Source organism: Algoriphagus yeomjeoni, from assembly GCF_003259505.1.
Taxonomy (GTDB): domain Bacteria; phylum Bacteroidota; class Bacteroidia; order Cytophagales; family Cyclobacteriaceae; genus Algoriphagus; species Algoriphagus yeomjeoni.
The window spans coordinates 54,009-75,601 of record NZ_QLLK01000007.1 but is presented as its reverse complement, the minus strand read 5'-3'; the positions used below and the strand labels follow the sequence as shown (position 1 = coordinate 75,601).

Annotated in this window: 16 protein-coding genes; 11 read left to right on the top strand and 5 right to left on the bottom strand. The window is 39.2% G+C overall.

Annotation, left to right across the window (positions count from 1 at the left end; genetic code table 11):
* Positions 1-18 precede the first annotated feature (18 nt).
* The 7 genes from LV83_RS12950 to LV83_RS12920 all read left to right on the top strand — a co-directional run bounded on the left by LV83_RS12950 (position 19) and on the right by LV83_RS12920 (position 8,822).
* The gene (locus tag LV83_RS12950) at positions 19-1,197 is read left to right on the top strand and encodes a glycosyltransferase 87 family protein (RefSeq protein ID WP_158530574.1); all 1,179 of its coding nucleotides are present in this window, start codon (positions 19-21) and stop codon (positions 1,195-1,197) included.
* Positions 1,194-1,922, top strand: a complete 729-nt coding sequence (locus LV83_RS12945; RefSeq protein WP_111611965.1) for a hypothetical protein — start codon at positions 1,194-1,196, stop codon at positions 1,920-1,922. Before LV83_RS12950 ends, LV83_RS12945 begins: the two co-directional genes overlap by 4 nt.
* Positions 1,923-1,953: 31 nt before the next feature.
* A complete protein-coding gene (locus tag LV83_RS12940; protein ID WP_111611964.1) occupies positions 1,954-2,703 on the top strand; it encodes a DUF6503 family protein in 750 nt (249 codons plus the stop codon).
* Positions 2,704-2,709: 6 nt separating this feature from the next.
* Positions 2,710-3,927, top strand: coding sequence for a bifunctional alpha/beta hydrolase/OsmC family protein (locus LV83_RS12935; RefSeq protein WP_111611963.1), 1,218 nt, complete (start codon positions 2,710-2,712; stop codon positions 3,925-3,927).
* On the top strand, positions 3,924-4,964 hold the full coding sequence (locus LV83_RS12930) for a glycoside hydrolase family 113 (protein WP_245947053.1): 1,041 nt from the start codon (positions 3,924-3,926) through the stop codon (positions 4,962-4,964). The genes LV83_RS12935 and LV83_RS12930 overlap by 4 nt, the downstream gene beginning before the upstream one ends.
* 139 nt (positions 4,965-5,103) lie before the next feature.
* The gene (locus LV83_RS12925) at positions 5,104-6,810 is read left to right on the top strand and encodes a hypothetical protein (protein WP_111611962.1); all 1,707 of its coding nucleotides are present in this window, start codon (positions 5,104-5,106) and stop codon (positions 6,808-6,810) included.
* A 29-nt stretch (positions 6,811-6,839) separates the two neighbouring features.
* A complete protein-coding gene (locus LV83_RS12920) occupies positions 6,840-8,822 on the top strand; it encodes an ATP-binding protein (RefSeq protein ID WP_111611961.1) in 1,983 nt (660 codons plus the stop codon).
* A gap of 15 nt (positions 8,823-8,837) precedes the next feature.
* Here the strand turns inward: LV83_RS12920 and LV83_RS12915 are convergent, their stop codons facing one another.
* Positions 8,838-10,427, bottom strand: a complete 1,590-nt coding sequence (locus tag LV83_RS12915) for a hypothetical protein (protein ID WP_111611960.1) — start codon at positions 10,425-10,427, stop codon at positions 8,838-8,840.
* A 593-nt stretch (positions 10,428-11,020) separates the two neighbouring features.
* Between LV83_RS12915 and LV83_RS12910 the strand changes: the two genes are divergently transcribed.
* Positions 11,021-12,433: a Gfo/Idh/MocA family protein gene (locus LV83_RS12910; RefSeq protein ID WP_111611959.1), complete on the top strand. Its 1,413-nt coding sequence runs from the start codon at positions 11,021-11,023 to the stop codon at positions 12,431-12,433.
* 157 nt (positions 12,434-12,590) lie between these two features.
* Here the strand turns inward: LV83_RS12910 and LV83_RS12905 are convergent, their stop codons facing one another.
* Positions 12,591-13,439: a 3-keto-disaccharide hydrolase gene (locus LV83_RS12905; RefSeq protein WP_111611958.1), complete on the bottom strand. Its 849-nt coding sequence runs from the start codon at positions 13,437-13,439 to the stop codon at positions 12,591-12,593.
* Positions 13,436-14,245 (bottom strand): endonuclease/exonuclease/phosphatase family protein, encoded by an 810-nt coding sequence (locus LV83_RS12900; RefSeq protein WP_111611957.1) that lies wholly within the window; start codon positions 14,243-14,245, stop codon positions 13,436-13,438. Before LV83_RS12900 ends, LV83_RS12905 begins: the two co-directional genes overlap by 4 nt.
* A gap of 274 nt (positions 14,246-14,519) precedes the next feature.
* Here LV83_RS12900 and LV83_RS12895 point away from each other — a divergent pair, with 274 nt between their 5' ends.
* Complete coding sequence (locus tag LV83_RS12895; RefSeq protein WP_111611956.1) at positions 14,520-16,151, top strand: AsmA family protein; 1,632 nt, start codon at positions 14,520-14,522, stop codon at positions 16,149-16,151.
* A gap of 92 nt (positions 16,152-16,243) precedes the next feature.
* Here LV83_RS12895 and LV83_RS12890 read toward each other — a convergent pair whose 3' ends face one another.
* On the bottom strand, positions 16,244-16,618 hold the full coding sequence (locus LV83_RS12890; protein ID WP_111611955.1) for a PRC-barrel domain-containing protein: 375 nt from the start codon (positions 16,616-16,618) through the stop codon (positions 16,244-16,246).
* 364 nt (positions 16,619-16,982) lie between these two features.
* On the opposite strand from LV83_RS12890, the gene LV83_RS12885 reads away from it, so the two are divergent.
* Positions 16,983-19,241: a helix-turn-helix domain-containing protein gene (locus tag LV83_RS12885; RefSeq protein WP_111611954.1), complete on the top strand. Its 2,259-nt coding sequence runs from the start codon at positions 16,983-16,985 to the stop codon at positions 19,239-19,241.
* A gap of 80 nt (positions 19,242-19,321) precedes the next feature.
* Entirely contained in the window at positions 19,322-20,686 is a 1,365-nt protein-coding gene (locus LV83_RS12880) for an apiosidase-like domain-containing protein (RefSeq protein ID WP_158530572.1), read from the top strand.
* 60 nt (positions 20,687-20,746) lie between these two features.
* On the opposite strand, the gene LV83_RS12875 is transcribed toward LV83_RS12880, so the two are convergent.
* Positions 20,747-21,313, bottom strand: coding sequence for a pentapeptide repeat-containing protein (locus tag LV83_RS12875; protein ID WP_111611952.1), 567 nt, complete (start codon positions 21,311-21,313; stop codon positions 20,747-20,749).
* Between the last annotated feature and the right edge of the window lie 280 nt (positions 21,314-21,593).

Genomic DNA, 21,593 nt, shown 5'->3' with positions numbered 1-21,593 from the left:
ATGCTCGCAGTTTACTTTTTGACTAAGCAACCAAAATGGAAGTTGATTTTCATAGGAGGTTTGCTGGTTCGCTTGTCAATTTTATTGGCTGTACCGAAATGGTCTGATGATTACCCTCGCTTTCTCTGGGATGGGGAAATGCTGAAAATAAGCCAAAATCCTTACTTGGAAACTCCCGAAAACTTGATTAAGAATAATCCCGAAAGTGCAAATCCTTATTTGGAGAATCTCTTCGAGTTGATGAATTCTCCGGGGTATTTCTCAGTGTATCCGCCGCTCAATCAGGGAATTTTCTATCTGGCAGCTATAATCGGCGGCCAAGATGTTTTGACAGGAATTGTGGTACTCAGGTCTGTTTTGATTTTTGGAGAAATAGGCGTTTTCTTTCTATTACTTAAGCTTTTTGATCATTTTAAACTGGATAGAAAGAAGGTGATTTTGTACTGGTTGAACCCGCTGGTGATCATGGAAATCACAGGAAATCTCCATTTCGAGGGCTTGGTGCTACTTCTATTGCTCGCATCTTTGTTCACCTTGTGTGAGCAACAGAATGGACTTTCGGGAGGGTTTTGGGGTTTGGCTATAGGAATGAAGTTACTTCCCTTGATGCTAATTCCTTCCTTCTTTTCCTTTGAGAAAACCGGAAAATTCAAGTCTTTCTGGATAGGATCTGCTCTAGCTTTGATTGTGAGTTTCGGCTGGCTTCTGATCGATAATTCCTGGATTCATTTTCTGCAAAGTATAAAACTCTATCAAGGCAAATTTGAATTCAATGCCTCGATCTATTATATAATTCGCGAAATGGGATTTTGGATCAAGGGGTATAATATCATCGGCGAAGTCACTCCGATTCTAAGCGTAATCACGCTGTTGGGTATTCTGTATTTTTCATGGAAAAGAATGCCTAAAAACATGCATCAACTCGTTGATTTATGGGTGTTGATTTACTTGTTTTACTTGGTTTTGCAGCCTGTAGTTCATCCTTGGTATCTGATTCCTGGGTTTGGCTTGAGTTTGTTTACCAATAGAAAGGCCTTTCTAATCTGGACTTTTTTGGTGATTCTCTCGTACCAAGCCTATAGTGATCCTAATTATCAGGAAAACCCAATTTTCCTTTTTGTGGAATATTCCATACTCGCACTAGCTGTTTATTGGGATTATTTTAAAACAAACACAAAGTCATTAATACCTACATGAATCTTAAATCTCTCCTCTCATTTATCCTAGTCCTTCTCATTTTCTCCTGCACTCCTAGTCCTGAAAAACAAGCTCAGGAGCTCATCGAAAAGTCAATCGAAGCTCATGAACTCTCTAAAAGCTGGAACAATGTAGCCAGTATCAAATTCAAAAAATTGACCCGCCTATTGGATGAATCAGGGGCAGTTGAAGCTGAATCCGAGCAGTGGGTAGAATTTAGGCTGAAACCTTATTTCGAAGCTAAATTGACTTGGACTAAGGACAGCATTCTTCACGTAGTCAACTTTAACGGAAGTAAAACGAGCTATCAGATGGGCGCAAACCCTATACAGAATGAAGGCTTTTTGAAAGCGAAAAGAGCTGAAATCGACGCTGCATTCTTTGCTTTTGCGCAGCCATGGAATCTGCTGGATGAGAATATTAGCTTGATGTACGAAGGTGAAAAGACTCTGGAGGGTGGTGAAATAGTGGAGTCAATTCGAGTAGAAAACTTGAATGGTCCCAAGCCATTTTGGATTTATTTTGACCCAGTTTCTTTCAGGGTGGAAGCAATAGAATCCCAGGGTAAGGATCATAAAAGTTTGCTTGAAAATGTAACTCCTGATCAATCTACTGGCTTGTTATTTCCAAAAGAGCAGAAGAGTTATAAAATTGATGATTCCGGTAAAAAACTGTTTTTACAAGCGGAGTATTTGTATTCTGACTATCAGGTAACTTTTGAATAATTAAGTCGTGGCCTACATAAAACATAGCAATATGAAATTACATTACCTTCTTACTTTCCTCTGTGGAATTGCGATTTTCACTTCCTGCGATTCTCGAACCGATGCTGAGAAAATTGTCGATGATGCCATCGCTGCTCACGGAGGTGATGCTTATACTAATTCCAAAATTGAGTTTGACTTCAGGAATATTCACTACACCATTTTAAAAACGCCGGATAGATTTGAATACATCCGTGAATTTTCAGATTCTACAGGAAATGTGATGGATGTTCTCAATAACAATGGATTTGTACGCACAGTAAATGGTGCGAAAATCGATACGCTTTCAGAAGAGTGGATAGGCAAATACTCCCGCTCAGTGAACTCTGTGGCCTATTTTGCTTTTTTGCCTTATGGGCTAAATGATCCTTCGGTTTTTAAAGAGTCACTGGGTGAAACAGAAATCAATGGTGAGAAATACGATTTGATTAAAGTGACTTTTGCGGAAGAAGGTGGGGGAGAAGATTTTGATGACGAGTTTTTGTATTGGATTGGAATCGAGGATTCGATCGTGGATTTTATGGCTTATAGCTATCACACAGATGGAGGAGGCGTCAGAATGCGGGAAGTGAGTGCGGTAAATGTAGTGGGTGGTATTCGCTTTCAAAACTACCTAAATCTCAAACCTGAAGATGAAACGGTGCATGTAGAAATGATGCAGGAGCTTTACGAATCTGGAGATTTAGAGCTACTTTCAGAGATAAACCTTGAGAATATCAAGGTGCAGCCAATCAATAATTAATTTAAAATGAATCCGAAACGACTGACATTTACAAACAGAAACGGCTTAGAATTGGCGGCTCACTTGTATTTGCCAGCGAATCAAAAGCCTAGCTTTTTTGCATTATTTGCCCACTGCTTTACCTGCTCCAAAAATTTCTCTACAGTCACCCGCATTTGTACTGCCCTCTCACAAAATGGTATCGCGACATTGAGTTTTGATTTCACAGGTCTTGGGATGAGTGAGGGGGAATTCGCTGAATCTACCTTTTCCAGTAATGTGAGTGATCTTCTTGATGCATCTGAATTTCTCACCAAAGAAGACCAAGCACCGAAAATGCTTATTGGACACTCACTAGGCGGTGCTGCAGTACTTTATGCTGCGGCTGAACTTGGTGAAGTGAAAGCCATTGTGACCATAGCGGCCCCAGCATACCCGGCTCATGTCCGACATTTGTTGGGAGATAGCCTGGAGGATATAGCGAAAAATGGTAGTGCAGAAGTAAATATTGGCGGAAGGCCATTTAGAATTGGAAAGAGTTTTGTCGATGATTTGGAGCAAAAACCATTGGGTACTTTTTTGAAAAAGATTAGAAAATCTCTATTGATCATGCATTCTCCTCAGGATGAAATTGTGGAAATATCCAATGCTGCTGAGATTTATAGTGCTGCTTTTCATCCCAAAAGTTTTATTTCGCTTGATGGAGCAGATCATTTGGTTTCAAATCCAAAAGACAGCGAATACATTGCTGAAATGATTGGAAGTTGGAGCAAGCGATATGTCGCAATTGAGCTGGCTGAGGAGGAGAATGATACCCGAGGGAATCAGGTTTTTGTTCGACTTTCTGGGGATAAGTATACGACTGAAGTCATGACTCCTAATCATCATTTGATTGCTGATGAACCTAGCGAAGTTGGAGGTGCTGACCTTGGGCCTAATCCTTATGATTTGCTCATGGCTTCGCTTGGTAGCTGCACAGCGATGACGCTGAAAATGTATGCAGAACGCAAAAAATGGCCATTGGAAGAAGTTTCAGTTTTTCTCAACCACGAGAAAGTACACTTGGCAGATAGTGAAAACCCGGAAGTACCCTCGGCAAAAGTCAGCCAGTTTACCAGAATCATAGAAATAGAGGGAGATTTGGATTCTGAGCAAAGACAAAAATTGTTGGAAATTTCCAACAAATGTCCTGTGCATAAAACACTGCAGGAAGAAATTGTTATTCAAACTATGTTGTCAAAATGAAGACTTCTACCCAAAGAACATATCTTTTTAGCTCTGTAGGAGTCGTTCTGCTGTTGGGTTTGAGTTGGTGGTTTTCGCCTGATAGTACTGGTGTAATAGCACATGAAAAATGGAAAGGCGTCTGCTGGGTTGGAAGTAGGTCTCCGCTCCTTGGGCCTGAGTTGGAAGCTTTGAAAGCTACGGGTGCAGATGCGCTCTCGCAGACTCCTTTCGGGTGGCAAACAGAAAAGAACAACCCTGAAATCCGCTGGGATACTCACAACGAGAATAAATGGTGGGGAGAATCGTCTCAAGGAATCAAAGCTACTTTCGATTCCTCGGCTAGGCATGGAATTATGAATATGCTCAAGCCGCATTTGTGGGTTCGCGGAAGTTGGCCGGGAGAAATTGAGATGAGGAATGAGGCCGATTGGGAGGAATGGTTTGCGAACTACAGAGGCTTTATTCTTGATTATGCACTTATGGCTGAGGAGCATCAGATTCCCATGCTTTGTGTGGGAACAGAGTTGGAAATGACTTCTGAGCGTGAAGAAGACTGGAGAAAGGTGATATCGGAAATCAGAAAAGTTTATTCCGGTAAATTGATTTATGCTGCCAATTTCACTGAATTCGAACATATTAAGTTTTGGGATGCGTTGGATTATATAGGTATACAGGCATATTTTCCACTTTCTACCAAAACGGATCCAACACTTTCAGATCTTAAATCAGGCTGGAAAAAGCATTTACCTAAAATTGATAAGGTGGTCCGCAAGTACAAAAAACCTGTCATGTTCACCGAGATTGGCTATTGCAATACCGTTGATGCAGCGGAGGAGCCTTGGGTGTGGCCAAATGAGCGAAAAGAGGTGGAGCTGTCAGAGGAAATGCAAGCGCTGTGCTACGAAGCATTTTTTGAAACCGCCTGGAAGGAATCTTGGATGGCGGGAGTATTTTTTTGGAAATGGTATCCTGAGGGGAAACATAGAGACCCTGATTTTACGCCACAAGGGAAAATGGCAGAGCAGGTAATGCAAAAATATTTTTTGGCGAATTGAATTCTAAAGGATGTAATCCATAAATTAAGCCTATCAAAATCGAAAGATTATCAATAAAAAACTCAGCATTGAAGAATAAATGTTGGTTAAGTTGAGGGGTTCCGCTCTTCAGGGTGAAACGTCACTAATTAGTTAACCTATGAAAACGATTCGAATTTTTATTGCCTCTTCCTCAGAATTAAAAGGGGATAGGGAAGAGTTTAGGGCTTTTATATCCCGTGAAAATGATCGTTTACACACCAAAGGGATTTACCTAAAATTAGAGCAATGGGAGTTTTTCAAAGATTCCATTTCAAGCACTCGATTGCAAGATGAATACAATGAAGCTATACGTCAGAGTGATTTGGTTTTATGTCTTTTCTATACCAAGGTTGGAAAATACACTGCCGAGGAGTTTTACACAGCATACGAGATTTTCAAAGCGCAAGGGAGACCTCGGATTTGGACCTATTTCAAAAATGCTGCTATTAATGTGGGAGCAATCACAGACGAAATCAACACCCTTTTAGAGTTTAAAAAGAAATTAGGGGAATTAGGACATTTCCATACTGAATACACTTCAATTGACAATCTGATTAATAAATATCGAAGTCAGCTGGATATGATTTTGCCGGAATACGAATCTGACTCACGCCCTGAACAAGTTGAAACTGTTAATGAATCCTCTGATGAAAAAGAGGAGGGACCAGTAGAAAATAGTTTTAATGAAGTGCTGACGAAAAACCTACTGGAAGCAATTAGTACGCATAACCGTAAAGCTGGAGATTTTTTATCTGCTAATGCTGACTGGGCAGAAAATGAGGATTTAGTGAAAACGGCGAAGCGAATCATCATCGGCGGATATGTAGGAGTAATAGGCGGCCAAATTCGAAAGTTGATGTCCATAGGCGCAGAGGATTATTCTGACAGCAAAATGATGAGGTATTTGGAGAATTGCCAGATTACGGCAAAGCGTGGCTTACAGCTCATTTGCTACGCAATGCTATCGCGCTTGTGGGATCATCAGTTGGCAGATAAAATTGAATTTTCTTCATCTCAAAAAGATGGGCTAGTCAAGTTTTTCAGAAATGCCGCTGAAGAAGATATCCTGGCATTTGTAGAACTACTAGGTCATTTACTGGAAATATATACAGACAATAAATTGGATTTTCTTATATCTGAATCTCTGAACTTGCTTCCTAGGCTTCAGGAAGGTGGAGATATCAGGAATGCTTGTTTAAAACTTAATGAGTCCTCTCAGTTATTGAAAAATGCCTCATATACCCTTGAGGATTGTTTGGAAGCAGAAAAAAATCTGTCCGTTGTTTTGGAGAGCTTAAGCTTCTTGTCAGAATACAGGATGATATCTATAAATGAGATAGATTTCAATCAACAAAGAAATGATCATGAAGGATTATATCTACACAATTATACTTTGCTGGTAGGTGAGAGTCTGGCAAATAATGAAAGTCAGAGCAGTGTGCGCAGAGAGTCGTCTCCAGTGATTTCTCATGCCGTGATTATTTTCAAAGATAATTATCGAAATAATATAAATCTCGATCCTTTTATCATTGATTTGAATGGATTGAAGTTAGAAGGAGGGTCAAAAATCTGCTTTTATTCTCACGCGAATACTTATGACGACCTCAGTCTCAACTATAGTTTTATTGAGGATAATAGCAAGGAAATCATTAAAAAGTCAAGTAATCCAAGGCCCAGCGACTCTAGCTTAAACGTGCTTAATTCTTGGCTTTCCAAGAAGGAAAATAGGATAGATATGAACCTCGACAAGGTTTACAGTTTGTTTTTCGAAGCTAAAAAAGACTTAACTGGAGTAGAAGAAGAATTCGCAGAAGACTCATTTTAATTTTTTGTAATCCATTAACAGCAAGCCCCATGAAAAAGTATCCTTTCAAATTTCTTGACTCCTATCAAAGAGAAGATAGAAATGTGTTTTTTGGAAGGGATGAAGAGATCAAAGCCTTGTATGAAATGGTCTTTCAATCTGCGACGGTACTCGTGTATGGAGCCTCTGGAACAGGTAAAACGAGTTTGATCAATTGTGGGTTGGCAGGGAAGATTCAGCGTCACGATTGGCTGGATCTGATGATCCGACGAGGTTCTGATATCAATAAATCCTTGAAATCAGTTTTGGAAAAGGCTGGAGGGAAAGTGGATGAAGCGTTCGATGAGACTAAATATCTAGACGAATGGGAAATAGACACGGATGGCTCGGGTCAGGAACTGACACCAATCAGTAAATCAATTCGGGCTGTTTACCAGAGGAACTTCAGGCCGGTGTATTTGATCTTTGATCAGTTTGAGGAGCTTTTCATCTTAGGCTCCCTTTCGGAACAGCAGATTTTCATCGAAACAATCCAAGGGATACTTCAATCAGGTCAACCTGTCAAATTGATCTTCTCAATTCGAGAGGAGTATTTAGGATATTTGTTTGATTTTGAGCGGGCTATTCCTCAGCTTCTTCGCAAGAAACTGCGTGTGGAACCAATGAACCTGGAAAAGGTAAAGCAAGTAATTTTTGGAGCTACCGCATTTGAAGGATCGAATATCTCTATCAAAGAAGGAGAAGAAGATGCAGTAGCTGAAGGTATTTTTCACAAAATCAAAGGCGATAAAAAATCCCTGACCATTCAATTGCCATTTTTGCAGGTTTTTTTGGATAAGCTATATCTGAATATTACTGGAGACAAAAAGCGGGAAAAGCCAGCTGAATTCACTTCCGATAAAGTGAATGAAATGGGTGAGATCGGTGATATCCTGAGCAATTTTCTGGAGAAACAGGTTGCTGATATTTCTAGAGAATTGATAAGTAAATACCCGATCTTAAATCCTGGACTAATCTGGAAAATACTTTCTCCATTCGCCACATTGGAGGGCACCAAAGATCCTATTACAAAAGAAGAATTATTCGAGCGCTTGCCGGATTTAGATCAAAAATTGGTCAATGATGTGGTGGAGGCTTTTTCTAATAACCGACTACTTCGCTACAATGAGAACACGGATACGTACGAGATTTCTCACGATTCCTTAGCTAAGCCAATCGCAGAACGGAGAAGTGTTGAGGAAACAGCTCTACTGGAAGTTAAACGTCTTATTAAGAGCCAAATCGGTGTATCGGAAGAAGCTAGGGAGTTTTTTAGCGAGAAACAGCTTATTTATATTGAGCCGTATCTGACGAAGATCAAGCTGAGTGAAGAAGAGCTGAAATGGATAGCAAATAGTCGAGAATCGCTCAAGAAGGAAAAGCAGAGAGAGGCTAAGCAGAAGTATGAAGACTTGGTGAAGAGTAAGAAGTCAATGTTTTTGAAAGTTGCAGTTGGAGTTTTTTTGGTTATAGCGGGGCTTTTTATTTTCATCGCATTCAAAGCTCAAAAAAGTGCTAATGATGCTTTAGAAGCAGGTAAAGAAGTGACTATAGAAAAGAATTACTCTGACGAATTAATTAGACTATTGCTGGAAGGTAAGGGAGATAAATATGAAAATCTAAGTGAAGATGACTTGAAAGGTTTATTAGAGATGGAAAGAGTTGCTCCAATAGACAGTTTGGTGGAAATAAGAGCATCTGTTAGTCCCTCTAATACATTATCTGAAGGCAAGAAAAATTATAATTTCACATTTTGGCTTGAGCTACCGTCATTTAGAAAAAATGAAATAAAGGAAGTTAGTTACAATTTTTGTAAAGGATTTTATGATAGTATTAGAACTTCTAGAGATCAGACTTCTTCTTTTTCAATTGGTTATTTGGGCTGGGGTGTTTGTGATACGATTGGAGTTGATATTGTTTTAGAAAATGGAACTACTATTCGTAAAAAATTCCCTTTTAAAGAATATATTTCAAAAAGACTTCCAACCGAATAATTATTATTTTCAGATTCACTGGATAATTTTAAGCAATCCCGCATTTTTAAGATGATCTTGCACGGTTAGGTTTCCGCTAAGATCCAGTTCAGGAACCTCTCCTATGTCATTTTGGTGGAAGTGATAAACAAATAGCGATAGGACCTTATTTGAGAGGCTTTTCTCCTTCAGAGGATCTGGGAGCGTATCGTAGCTGTTTTTCAACAATTGCTGTGCAAAGCCTGGAGTCATTGCAACATTGCTCATGGTGGCTGGGTTTGATGCCACGATAAATGCAAACATCCTAACCTCAGACTCTACCTTAAAAAACATAGACTTAAAAATTTCGAAGTAGGAGAACTTTCCATCACCGCCGAGATTCTGAGTAAATCGCTCTTCTGATGGAACTGGCGAACCATCGATGTTGAATTTCTCCAAACTGGTGGTCAACGCAAATCCATCCATATCATAATAGTAATGAAGTTGATTTTTGTATCCTGCATCAACTAAACTTTTGCTGAGAAATGAATCTACTTGGCCAAGAGTGGATAAAGTAGGCTTAAAAGCTAGTTTTATGAAATATGCTGATGCCTTTGGAGCTGGGTTAGGGAAAAAATAGTATTGCGAACTTTTAGAAGGCATTTGGACCATAGCTGAGGTACCTGCACTATTCTGTTGTCCAAATTGCTTATCGATGGGGAACTTACTGCTTATTTCCCTGCTCAGACTTTCAAGCACCTTCGGGTTTAATTCTTCCTTTATAAATCTATCTTTCTCAGTCCTTACGCTACTTTTGAAATCTTTGAACTGTTCATGCAAAAGTTGTTTATTGAAATTGCGAGAAACCCGAGTTCTTCTTGATGCTAAGTATTTTAATTGAACATATCGTGAAAGTATATCCAATCGTGAATCCGCGAGATATTCAGTGCTAATAAAATTAGGATCCCCAAAAGAAAATGGTTGAAAATCAGGCTTATTATTGGTGATTTCCATACTAAGTGGCATATCATAGATGCCAGCATAGAATTCAAGTGAATCAATGTGGTACTGATTTTTGTTTTTTGCAGCTAAGAAAATACGCTGAAAGTCAGGATAAATATCTTCGTTAAACAATGTGTTTAATTCATTTTTCAAGCTTCTGATTTCAGATTTCAACAACAGGTTTGATTGCAGATCAAATTTGATCAACTCATACAAGCTATTTTCTTTTTTATCAAATGTCTTGAAATCTTCAATTTTAGCATCATTGTAATATCTAATTCCTCGATCAAGGATGCTTTTCAATCGACGCAATAAGCCGCGGCTCACTTCATCTTTAGTGCTGAGTAAAAACTTCGTTTGGTTTTGATGAAAAAGGGCATTTGTGAAATTATATAGCGTTGAATTTGATCGAATGAAGGTGCTGTCATTAATAGATTTGAGTTGATCATTTTCATATGCTATGATCTTTTTTAAGCGTTCATCAGGGATGCTGTCAAAATAAATTTCTACCAAATACAAGTTCATGTATGCTTGTGCAAGAGTAATTGTATCATTTTTACTGGAGATAGAATTATCCTGAGCTCTGGTGGAGTCTAGAGCAGCCACCAGTAATATTATGGGAAAGACGAGTCTGAAAAACTTCATTTGACTTAAATAAATGAATTATTTGAAACCTCGCTAATAGTTTGGGTATAGCTGAGATCACTTTAAAACAATTTTCTTACTTCAATATACTCTTTAAATTTATAAATGCCTGTTTAAGCGTGATTTGATTCTGCCTTGTTGTGCTGGATCAATCGTATTTTTCGTTTAGCTAAAATCCTTTTAAGGCATAGAATCCTTGGGGATTTTATTGATCTATGTCATTTTTTATAGGATAGTTAAGATTTACTTTTGCACGAAGAATCCGAACAGTCCTTTGAGTATTAGTTGTTGAAAAGTGAATAATCGCCCCTAACTTTTTGTCTATTATCTTATTTCTGGATTGTAATCCTTGCTAAGAAAGTTTGATTGAATAGTCCCAAATTATGATTGGAGATAACCGAAAGCCAAAAGCTTTCGGTTTTTTTATTTATAAGGTGCCCGGACTTCCTTTATTTTTTTATTAATTAGCTGAGTCATTAGATTTAAGCAATTTGAAATTGAACATGGAGTGACTTACAGCTATCGATAGGCGAATCAGACAAGCGAGATTCCTCCCGATAGCGAGATGACCATTGAAAAACAATAATAAACGTATGAAAAATAACCAGAGAAGAGAGTTTCTGAAGTCTACCGGCCTGGTAGGTTTGGGGCTTTTCGGAGCGGGATCTACCCTCGCCAATGAATTTGAAAACCTACCTTTACAAGCTAAGAAGGGCGTTAATCGTATCCAATCTTTCAATATGAGCGGATTTGCTGCTCCTAAGATTGATACTGTTCGCATAGGAATAGTTGGACTTGGAATGAGAGGGCCTGGTGCTGTTGATCGATTGAGTAAAATAGAAAATGTAGAAATAAAAGCGCTTTGCGATTTGCTATCTGAGCGCGTAGAAAAAGCAAAAGCTCAATTACAAGATACTCCGCATAGGCCAGAGGGTTATTCTGGGAATGCTTATTCCTGGAAGGAAATGATGGATCGAGATGATCTGGATTTGATTTATATCGCTACACCTTGGGAATGGCATACTCCCATGGCAGTATATGCCATGGAAGCCGGGAAACATGCTGCTTGTGAGGTTCCAATTGCCCGTACATTGGAAGAGTGTTGGCAGTTGGTAGAGACTTCTGAGCGCACCAAGAAACATTGCATGCAGTTGGAGAATTGCTGCTATGATTTCTTTGAGTTGATGACTTTGAAAATGAAGCGTGAAGGCTACTTTGGAGAAGTAATTCATGTAGAGGGAGCTTATATTCACGATTTGCTTGCTCTGAATTTCAACAAGGAGAATGGTTATCAGGATATGTGGCGATTAAAGGAAAACTATAGAAATGGTAACCTTTATGCTACGCATGGTTTGGGGCCGATCTGTCAAATTCTAGACGTAAATAGAGGAGATCAAATGGACTTTTTGACCTCAACATCTTCCAATGATTTCTCCATGCATGCGGAGGCTGTAAAATTGGCTGAGCAGGATAATTTCTTTGCTTCTTATGCTGAGAAGAAATTCCGTGGCAATATGAATACCACCATGGTCAAAACTAAACTTGGGAAAACGATCATGATTCAGCACGATGTGTCCTCACCACGTCCATATTCAAGACTTCATGTAGTGAGTGGGACTGAAGGCTACGCTCAGAAGTATCCACAACCACGAGTAGCTAAAGGTCATGGCTGGTTGAAGGATGAGGAATTCAAGGATTTGGAAACCAAGTATACTCCAGAAATCATACAGAAAGTAGGAGAGTTGGCCAAAAAGGTAGGTGGCCATGGAGGTATGGACTTTATGATGGATTGGAGATTGATCGACTGCCTGAGAAATGGTCTTCCTTTAGATCAAGATGTTTATGATGCAGCTCTGTGGAGTGCAGTATCTCCGCTGAGTGAGTGGTCGGTAGCCAATAGATCCAATTCTATTGATGTACCAGACTTTACTGGCGGAAATTGGAAAACAAATGAGCCAGTCAATATCACTTTAGCTGGTGGTGGAAATACAGGAGTGAGGGTTTGATTTATTAGTCCCAAGTATTAAGTACACCAAATATCGAGTACTAATTATACTCTGATAGAAGTTTGGAGGATGCGATCCAAGAACTCACAAAAAAGCCCGTTGATTAGTAGATCAGCGGGCTTTGATTTTTTAGTTAATGTCTTAATTCTAAACTTGACTATTTTTCATTAAGCTTTTTGATGATCAACGCTTCTAATTTAGCCTGGTCATCTTTGATAGGATCTAAGTCGATAATTCTAACTGTTCTAAAATCAATTGGATGACTTTCACTTTGTAATGAAATCCAACCTCCAGTTAGCATTTGACCATCGACTTTCACTTTTGGATCGGCTGGGTTTACATTTCCTCCACCGATTTGGGACTGAGTGTAGCTTAAGACCGTGTCTTGTCCTACCAGATGATGCACGTCTCCATTTCCTAGGACTATGAAGTTTGCAGTTACCCACTGATCTCCATGGTATGTTTCGGAGGTAGAGTTGACACAGTGGGAAGTGATAAGTTTATCATCCATCACTACGTTGGTGCCTGGAGTACACAGATTACAGGTACTTCTTTTATCGGTTCCATTGCCACCTAGGAATTGTGCCTCTATTGAGATTGGGAAGTCCTGATCTTTAAGCATGGTTTTAGGATCTTGACAATGAAGCATGGCTCCACTATTTCTTGTAGCCCAGCCTTCTCCACCATTTGCTTGATCACCCACAAATCTATATTCTACTTGAAGCAAATAATTTGAGAATGACTTTTTGTAAAATATATGACCATACTGCCTGTCAAACTGGTCATAGCCATCATACCTAACTTTCATTAAGCCATCTTCAACTCTGAAGGTATTTGCGAAATTGTCATTTAGTTCATGAGTTCGGATTTTTACAATCCAATCTTTCATGTCTTTTCCATTGAAAAGTGATTGCCAATCGGGGTCTTTAGCATCAGTTGATAAGAGCTGAAAGGAAAAAAATCCAACTGAAAGTGTTAGTACAAGGAATAGGGCTATTTTTTTCATTCTTTATAGGGTTTTATTAATCGAAGGGTAACTAAAACGGGGTAATGATCAGAGAAGGGCGCGTCAATTACCTGGTAGTTTACAAGCTCAAAATACTCTGAATCATACCATACGTAGTCAATTCGTTTTCCTTCCTCTGAGTTGAATGTTGAAGTGGTATCGTTTGCCACCATTCCGGCATCACTCCATTTTTCTGGAATACTTTGGTATACTTCTGAGGCAGGATCAAAGTTTAAATCACCTACCCAAAATGCTGGATTCGGAAGTGAATTAGCATAGCTAATCATAGAATCCAATTGTGCAAGGCGGTTTTCTGGAAACTGATGGCAGAGATGGGTTGCTCCAAAGTAAAGCTCTTTTCGTTCTCTCAATTCAATTTTTGCCCAGGCAGCAGCTCTAGGTTCCCCGCCAGCAGGTGTAGGTAAGGGCAAAGTGGTGTAATTCAAGGCTTTTTTGACCAAAATACCTTCACCATATGCACCTTCTGCAAAATCCATCGCCTTGGCAAAGTAACTTCTATAGCCGGTCTTCTTTCCGAGCTCAGCGATCCAGTCAATTTTCTTACCATAGATTTCTTCAGAGCGAGTCGTCATACTGTCCACCTCTTGGAAAGCTACCACTTCAGGCTGCAGTAAAACTATTAGATTGGCAATATCATCTAAGTTGGGCTTGCCTAGGGAATCTGGCTTTTCACCATGGTAAATATTGTAGGTTAGAATCTTAAATTCAGGATACTTTTCTTGAGCAAATAAACTGAAGGTTAACCCCAGTAAAAAAAATAGTAATACAAAAGATGTTTTTTTCATGTTGGATCGAATTGCTCGTTCTTACTTTTTAAATATCTCAAATTAATTTGTTTCAAAAAAAGTAAGCGAATCAAAGTGGAAGTTAATGATTTTTGAAGCTTCCAAAGAATTAAAATAATGCCCTTGTTTCCACTTTTTATTTTTATGGTTGAATACTGCTTTTATGTGGAAAATTTCATCGGTTAATTAAAAATGATTTAGTTATAATTTATTTGTATCTTTTTGAAATTATCCATTGATAGATTCATCCTTACTTTAGTTTATTAATCTCCTCTTGAAAAAAGTTATTTGGGCTGTAGGAATTCTGATTTTCTTAGTCGCCGTTGCACTAGTTGTTTTAGAGAAATGGGTAATTCAAACCTTGCCCGATTTAATCAATAGTAAAGAAGATAGAGCCTATACTATTCTTTATGAGGATGTTGATTTTCAGTTGCTACGGGGAAGCATAGAGTTACAGGAAATCTCTCTTTTGCCGGTAAAGGAGGAAAAGTCAATTACCATCACGGGTACTATGAAATCTCTCAGGCTAGGTGGGGTAAATATGCTTGGGTTTATTTTTGGAAAAGTGGCAGAAATAGATGAACTGAGATTCGATTCACCAAAATTCATTTTTGTCAGAAATGATTCTGTTGCGTCAAAACCTGCAGATATGTCTAAAGAATTCCAAGGACTCTTTGGTGATTTGGTGTCGCGAGGAGTCATTCATAACGTAGTGCTAACTGGCGGTTCGGGCGAGTTTTATACCAAATCGGATTCTGTAAGGAAGTTTGGGAGTTTCGAAGATTTTGAGATAGCTGCGGTAAATCTTGAGACTGATTCTGTCCGAGTGAATTATACCATTCCGTTTAAATTGGAGAGTATCAAGACCAGTATGAAAAATCTTCTGGTAAACATTAATCAAGATCAAACTTTCACCTTAGGTTCTTTGACTTACGATTCCAAACAGGAAAAATTTGATTTTTTTGACCTTCATTTGAAATATAAGGATACTAATATTGAAGTAGCCAAAAAAGCACAGGTTCAAAAGGATTTCATTGAAGTAGATGTCAAACACCTTCGAATTGAACACATCAATGCGCAAAGTAATATCTATGGCAACTGGGCTGTGGTGGCTGGGTTGCTGACGATAGATAGTCTTCATTTGCATGATGTCAGGAATAAAAACAAGCCGAGACCTTATGAGCCTGAAAAGCCTATGTTTGAAGGAATGGTGGAGCAGATTCCCTTTCCTCTAGAGATAGATACGATAAAGGTATTGAATTCTAAAATTACCTATTCCCAAATTTCCGAGGGAAAATCTGAACCGGGGAGCCTGGTTTTTGAGCAACTCTCGGCCAAGATTTCTCATGCAATTTCTTTGGATTCGCTACAGTCTGGTGAGTTACTTATTCATGGAGAAGCTGTTTTGAACGGTTTTGCACCCATGCGCATGGACGTAACAGTGCCCTACACAAATGATAGTACAAAGGAGAACTTTCACCTGGAAGCTAGTGTGGATCCTTTTTCCCTGCCAGCTCTCAATGGGATTTTGGGAGACCTAGTTTCTGTAAATATCACATCAGGAAGGATGCAAAAGCTAGAAATCACTATGGATGCCTCACGCTTTGCTTCTTCCAATTTCATGAAGTTCCACTACAAGGATCTCAAACTAGAGCTAAGAGACGACAATGCACAAAAGAAGAAATTGATGTCAATTGTCGCAAATGTGCTTACTTCAAGCAACAACCTTCCCGAAAACAAGAATTATAAAACAGCCACTTTTCAAACAGAACGAAATGTGTATCGAGGGACTTTCAATTTAATTTGGGAATCATTAAGAGAAGGAATGCTGGAAATAGTACCAGGTGACCTGATGCAAATCCTGATGAAGGAACAAGACCCTCCAGATGGAGGAAAGAGAAGATAATTGTGGCTAATTATTAATTCGTAAGTAGAAATTTTAACTAAAAAAAAGGCTCTCCAAAACATGGAGAGCCTAGCAGAGTCCAAGCACCACGCCTATTCAATTAGCGCTCTTCTTCTGTCAAAACCATAATAAGTATGGACATCGTTGATGAATTGATGCTGAGGTCCTACTGGCCAGGCGTCGTCATCAAACCCTGGAGCATTCTCTAGCTTTTCTTTGCTGACCTTTACTGTGATGATATCACGTTGGTGACCGTGAAAATCAAATGCCTCCCAAGGAAGAGCTAGGAGTTTGCTTCCAAGATTTAGAAATCCACTATCTACTGAAAGTACTACATATGCAATTTCGCCAGTCTCTGTGTCTAGCATGATGTCCTTTATGCTTCCTACTGTTTCATCGCTGATTGTTTTAACTGTACAATTTGCTGCCGTTGAGCTACTTATTGGGAAATAATATTGGGTATTCATGGTTAAATTGGTTTAGTGAAAAATTGTGGTTGAGAAATAAGAAACCAAAGGCATGCCATCAGCCTATTTATTCGGTTTGGGGAGTTATTACTATTTTTTAAGATTTTTTACGTGTCGAGATAGGACGATTTGGGCAACCACCTCCGCAGAGATATTAAGGATTGGTTGGTAGAATTATCTCTTAATATGTTTTGATAGGGTTGGGAAAAGCCAATATTTAGTTGGTGAGATTTATTTGTCTTCACGGCTAAAAGTTGTAGTAAACCCCGTTTGTGGATTGCAAATAAAAAATCGAAATTAGTTAGATGAAGTATTTGACTTCATTCTCCAATCTATTCATTTTTAAAAATAGTAGTTTCGCTAAATGGGAAATCAAAGTACTGACAAACTTGAGCTGGCTGCCAAGTTTGTCAACAATACCGGAGCACCGATTTTTTTGACTGGAAAAGCAGGGACTGGGAAGACCACTTTTCTGAAAAATCTAGCTTTACAAACACACAAAAGTCATGTGATTGTAGCGCCTACGGGCATTGCTGCACTAAATGCAGGTGGAGTCACCATTCATTCTCAGTTCTTATTCCCGCTCGGATTCTTTCTCCCTGTCAATGAGCCAGAAGGCAATTTCTCCGACCAATATGGGTGCTTTACGCAGCATACCCTGATTCGAAAACATCCGCTGAATGCATTGAGGAAGAATGTGTTGAAATCCATAGAGCTACTGGTGATAGATGAGGTGAGTATGCTGCGAGCAGACGTGCTGGATGCAATAGATTACAGACTTAGAAGTGTAAAAAGAAACTACAATACTCCCTTTGGCGGCGTGCAAGTATTGATGATTGGAGACCTTTTTCAGCTTCCTCCCATAGTTCGGGATAATGAGTGGCAAGTACTTCGTAAATTTTACCCGAGCATGCACTTTTTCGAAGCTAGAGTTTTGCAGGATTCGGGATTGGTGTATCTGGAGCTCGATAAGATTTTTCGTCAGCAGGATGAAGACTTCATCCAAGTGCTCAATCATCTTAGGGAAAACCAAGTCACGTCCCAGGACATTGCACTGTTAAACAAGCACTACAAAACTCAGGACGAAATTGCTGAAGTAAAGGACTGCATCACGATAACCACGCACAATTATAAAGCGGACCAGATTAACCGGGATCGATTGCTGGCGCTGAAGGGTGATTCTAAGTTCTATGAAGCGGATATTGAAAATGATTTTCCTGAAAATATTTATCCACTTCCCAAATCACTTGAATTAAGGGTAGGGGCACAGGTGATGTTTATCAAAAATGATTCTTCAGGCAATCAGGATTATTTCAACGGCAAACTTGCTACGGTGGAAGAGCTTGAGGATGATTCTATCAAAGTAGTATTGGAGGGAAATCGATTTGCTTACCAACTGAGGAAAGAAATCTGGGAAAACAAGAAGTACGTCATCAATCCAGATACAAAGGAATTGGAGGAGGAAGTGATCGGTACATTTAGTCAGTATCCAATCAAAACTGCCTGGGCAGTAACGGTTCATAAAAGCCAAGGGTTGACTTTTGATCAGGCGATTATTGATGTAGGGAATGCATTTGCACCGGGTCAAGTCTATGTGGCGTTAAGTAGACTGAGAAGTTTGGAAGGTTTGATCTTGAGAACAAGAATTCAAAACAATGCCCTACAGTCAGATTCGCAGGTCCAGACATTTGTAGAAAGTGCCAAAAAACATTCGAAACTCGATGAGCTTTTAGGAGCATATCAGCAGCGATATCTTTCTTTGTTATCAGGAGAGACCTTTGATTTGTCTGGTTTACTTCAGGAAATAAGTAGTTTTCAGCGAAAAAATGATAGCTCGTTGGAGTTTGAAGACCCAGAGATGCAGAAAGCGGTAGGAGAGATTGCTACACTAATTCGAAATGAAGTGGGGACTGCCGGGAAATTTAGCAATCAACTTCGATTTCTCTTGCAGCAGAATGACAAGGAGAAATTGATGGAAAGACTTGACAAAGGAGCTTCCTATTTCAAGGATTTTTTGAAAAAAGCCCTTGAAAAAATACTGGTTCATCGTGCGGAGGTGGAGCGGTTTTCCAGAACAAAGACTTATGCCAATGCTTTGGAAGAATTGGAAGTCAGTTTGCTCAGAAAGTACGTGGAGATCAGCAAGGTAAGTCGTTTGATTTCCTCAATCATGGATGGTGGTATTCCAGACAAGATGAATGATTTAGAACAGGATAAAATCAACCTCAGAGTTCGATTGGCTGAGGCAGCAAAGCAAGCTGCTGCGGACAATCCAAAATTTGCAAATAATAAAACGGGCAGAAAAAAGAGCGGAAAAGCTAATCTTAAGCGCAAAGTAGGAGAGACTTATGAGATTACTTTTGGGATGATCAATGAAGGAAAAAGTATAGGAGATATTGTAGTGGCTCGAGGATTGGCTGAATCTACGATCAAAGGTCATTTGGCAAAAGGAATTCAAGAAGGAAGAGTGGAATTGGAGGACTGTTTGCCTATTGAGGTGATCTCAGAGATCAGTTCACAAATCGAAAATATCAAAAACCTGCAGGCTCTTAGAATTCACTTTGAAGGGAAATACGATTACAATACCATTAAAATGGTGGTAGCAGGAGTAAATAACGCATAAAGTACCCAAAGAATATGAAGAGGATTATAGGATTAGTTGTTTGTTTTTTTACCCTTTTATCTTTTACAAACGCACAAAGTTTGAATATCACGCCAAATGGCAGATATTTTGAAACTCAAGAGGGTGAGCCTTTCTTTTGGTTAGGAGATACCGCCTGGGAATTGTTTCATCGGCTCAATAAGGAGGAAGCCAAGTTTTACCTTCAGACTCGTGCAAAGCAAGGGTTTACAGTAATTCAAGCAGTCATTTTGGCCGAAAGAGACGGCGTGAAAACACCAAACGCAAATGGCGATTTGCCTTTTCATGACCTTGACCCAACCCAGCCAAATGAAGCTTATTTCGAACATGTAGATTTCATAATTGAAGAGGCAAATAAGCTTGGTTTGACTATGGGTGTTTTGCCTACTTGGGGGGATAAAATTTATAGTGCAAATCCCGGTGCAGGACCATTGATTTTTGATGTGTCAAATGCCAAGACTTACGGGCGCTTTTTGGGTGAACGCTATAGAAATAATGACCTCGTATGGATTTTAGGTGGTGATCGTATGGTTGCCAATGAAGAAGTCGCTCAAATTTGGGATGCTATGGCCGAAGGCTTGGAAGAGGGAGATGAAGGGCGTCATTTGACTACATACCATCCAAGAGGGTTTAGCTCTAGTTCTGATGCGTTGGATAACCCAGATTGGTTGGATTTCAATATGTACCAGAGTGGCCATGAAAAGCGATTTTTGGAAGTTTATCGATTTGCACGTAAGGATCTTGCATTGCGACCCCAAAAACCTACGGTGGAGGGCGAGCCGGCATATGAAGATATTCCAGTGAAGTTTTGGAATTACATGCAATTCAAACCTGGAGAATTTTCCGATCAGGTTGATGCAAAGGGAAACATTAAAGATCAGGCTAAATTTCCAGAGGGATTCTTTAGCGGGTATGATGTGAGAGTTCTCGCCTATTGGAATATTCTTTCTGGTGCTGCCGGATACACCTATGGTAATAATGCAGTTTGGCAGATGCAAAAGGAAGGAGAGACATTCGTTATTCCTACACTGACTGATTGGAAAGGAGCATTACAGCGTCCTGGAGCAGAATCTATGAAGTTTTTCAAAAAGTTTTTCGAAGCAATAGACTTTACCAAGATTGTATCTAATCAAAAGTTAATCCTGTCAGAAAATACGGAAAATGAAGATCAAATCCGTGCTGCCATTGCCAACGACGGTTCTTATGTTATTGCTTATTTGGCGAAGCCTAGGGAAGTCAAGATAGACCTTACGGAAGTGACGGGTGATAAGCTTCAAGGGATATGGTATAATCCTAGAAATGGCAAAAAAATAGCGATCAAAAAACTGAAGCCAGCGCCTTCACTTACCTTCCAACCTCCCACAAGCGGAGCTGAGGAAGATTGGGTTCTTTTGATTCAGGACAAAGATCAAATCAAAGACAAATAGGATTTTCGTGCCTGTATAGAGCTCAAAAGTCATGGGATACCATGTGTCTAGCCTTTAGGGTCAACCGATCTTAATTCCATATTTTCCTAGCAAACCAGGTAAGCCTTCTAAATCGAATCGAGCACCTTTGATCCGGTTTCTTTCAGGGTCAATGGAATAGTGAATTGCATTTCTGAAATCAACTTTCTCTACAATAGTTTGGTCAAAAGTAGCTCCACTTAAATCTGATCCTTGAAAATCTGAGGAAGTCAACTCAGTCTGGGTGAAATCGGTTTCCAAGAGCCTACAATTGATGAATTTTGATTTTTTGACCTTCAGATTGTAAAAGCTAGAGTAGTCAAGTTGACAATTGGAGAAGGTGAATTCTAGCAAAAAAGGATTACTCGCATGGAAATGAATGCCAAGCATCTTGCAGTGCTCGAATCTTACATTCTGAAATGATACATCTGGAACTTTTATATTGCTCAAGTCGCAATTTTTGAAAGTACAGTTTTCGAAATTATTACCTCTCAAATCTAGTCCTGACAAATTGCAATGCGCAAAGGTGCATTGTTCGTAATCTGCTATTTCAAAAGATGATTTAGTAAAATTTAGGTCATTAAAGGCCTTTTCTTCGATGTAGGGCATTGAAACTGATTTTTAATAAAATTCTTCTGGTAAAATAAGATCAATATTATTTGGATCGCATATATGCCAAAAATGTGAGATTGCACCCGTTTAAAAATGTCTAGGTGTTAATTAGTTTGAAAGGAGTATTTGTTGTTCGAAAATACTTTTTAGAATGGTAGAATCAACTTATGTGTTTGCTTTCAGTTAGGATAAAGAAATGTTAATGAATAATTGTTTGGTTTTTCAAAGATGCTATTGGATTATTTTTATGGATATTGGTATACGTATTAACACCTAT

Excerpts from the sequence above, each read along its gene's own strand:
- LV83_RS12905 (WP_111611958.1), bottom strand. The coding sequence starts at position 13,439 with ATGAAAAAAATAGCCCTATTCCTTGTACTAACACTTTCAGTTGGATTT.
- LV83_RS12900 (WP_111611957.1), bottom strand. The coding sequence starts at position 14,245 with ATGAAAAAAACATCTTTTGTATTACTATTTTTTTTACTGGGGTTAACC.
- LV83_RS12890 (WP_111611955.1), bottom strand. The coding sequence starts at position 16,618 with ATGAATACCCAATATTATTTCCCAATAAGTAGCTCAACGGCAGCAAAT.
- LV83_RS12910 (WP_111611959.1), top strand. The coding sequence starts at position 11,021 with ATGAAAAATAACCAGAGAAGAGAGTTTCTGAAGTCTACCGGCCTGGTA.
- LV83_RS12945 (WP_111611965.1), top strand. The coding sequence starts at position 1,194 with ATGAATCTTAAATCTCTCCTCTCATTTATCCTAGTCCTTCTCATTTTC.
- LV83_RS12935 (WP_111611963.1), top strand. The coding sequence starts at position 2,710 with ATGAATCCGAAACGACTGACATTTACAAACAGAAACGGCTTAGAATTG.
- LV83_RS12875 (WP_111611952.1), bottom strand. The coding sequence starts at position 21,313 with ATGCCCTACATCGAAGAAAAGGCCTTTAATGACCTAAATTTTACTAAA.
- LV83_RS12915 (WP_111611960.1), bottom strand. The coding sequence starts at position 10,427 with ATGAAGTTTTTCAGACTCGTCTTTCCCATAATATTACTGGTGGCTGCT.
- LV83_RS12925 (WP_111611962.1), top strand. The coding sequence starts at position 5,104 with ATGAAAACGATTCGAATTTTTATTGCCTCTTCCTCAGAATTAAAAGGG.
- LV83_RS12930 (WP_245947053.1), top strand. The coding sequence starts at position 3,924 with ATGAAGACTTCTACCCAAAGAACATATCTTTTTAGCTCTGTAGGAGTC.
- LV83_RS12940 (WP_111611964.1), top strand. The coding sequence starts at position 1,954 with ATGAAATTACATTACCTTCTTACTTTCCTCTGTGGAATTGCGATTTTC.
- LV83_RS12920 (WP_111611961.1), top strand. The coding sequence starts at position 6,840 with ATGAAAAAGTATCCTTTCAAATTTCTTGACTCCTATCAAAGAGAAGAT.
- LV83_RS12885 (WP_111611954.1), top strand. The coding sequence starts at position 16,983 with ATGGGAAATCAAAGTACTGACAAACTTGAGCTGGCTGCCAAGTTTGTC.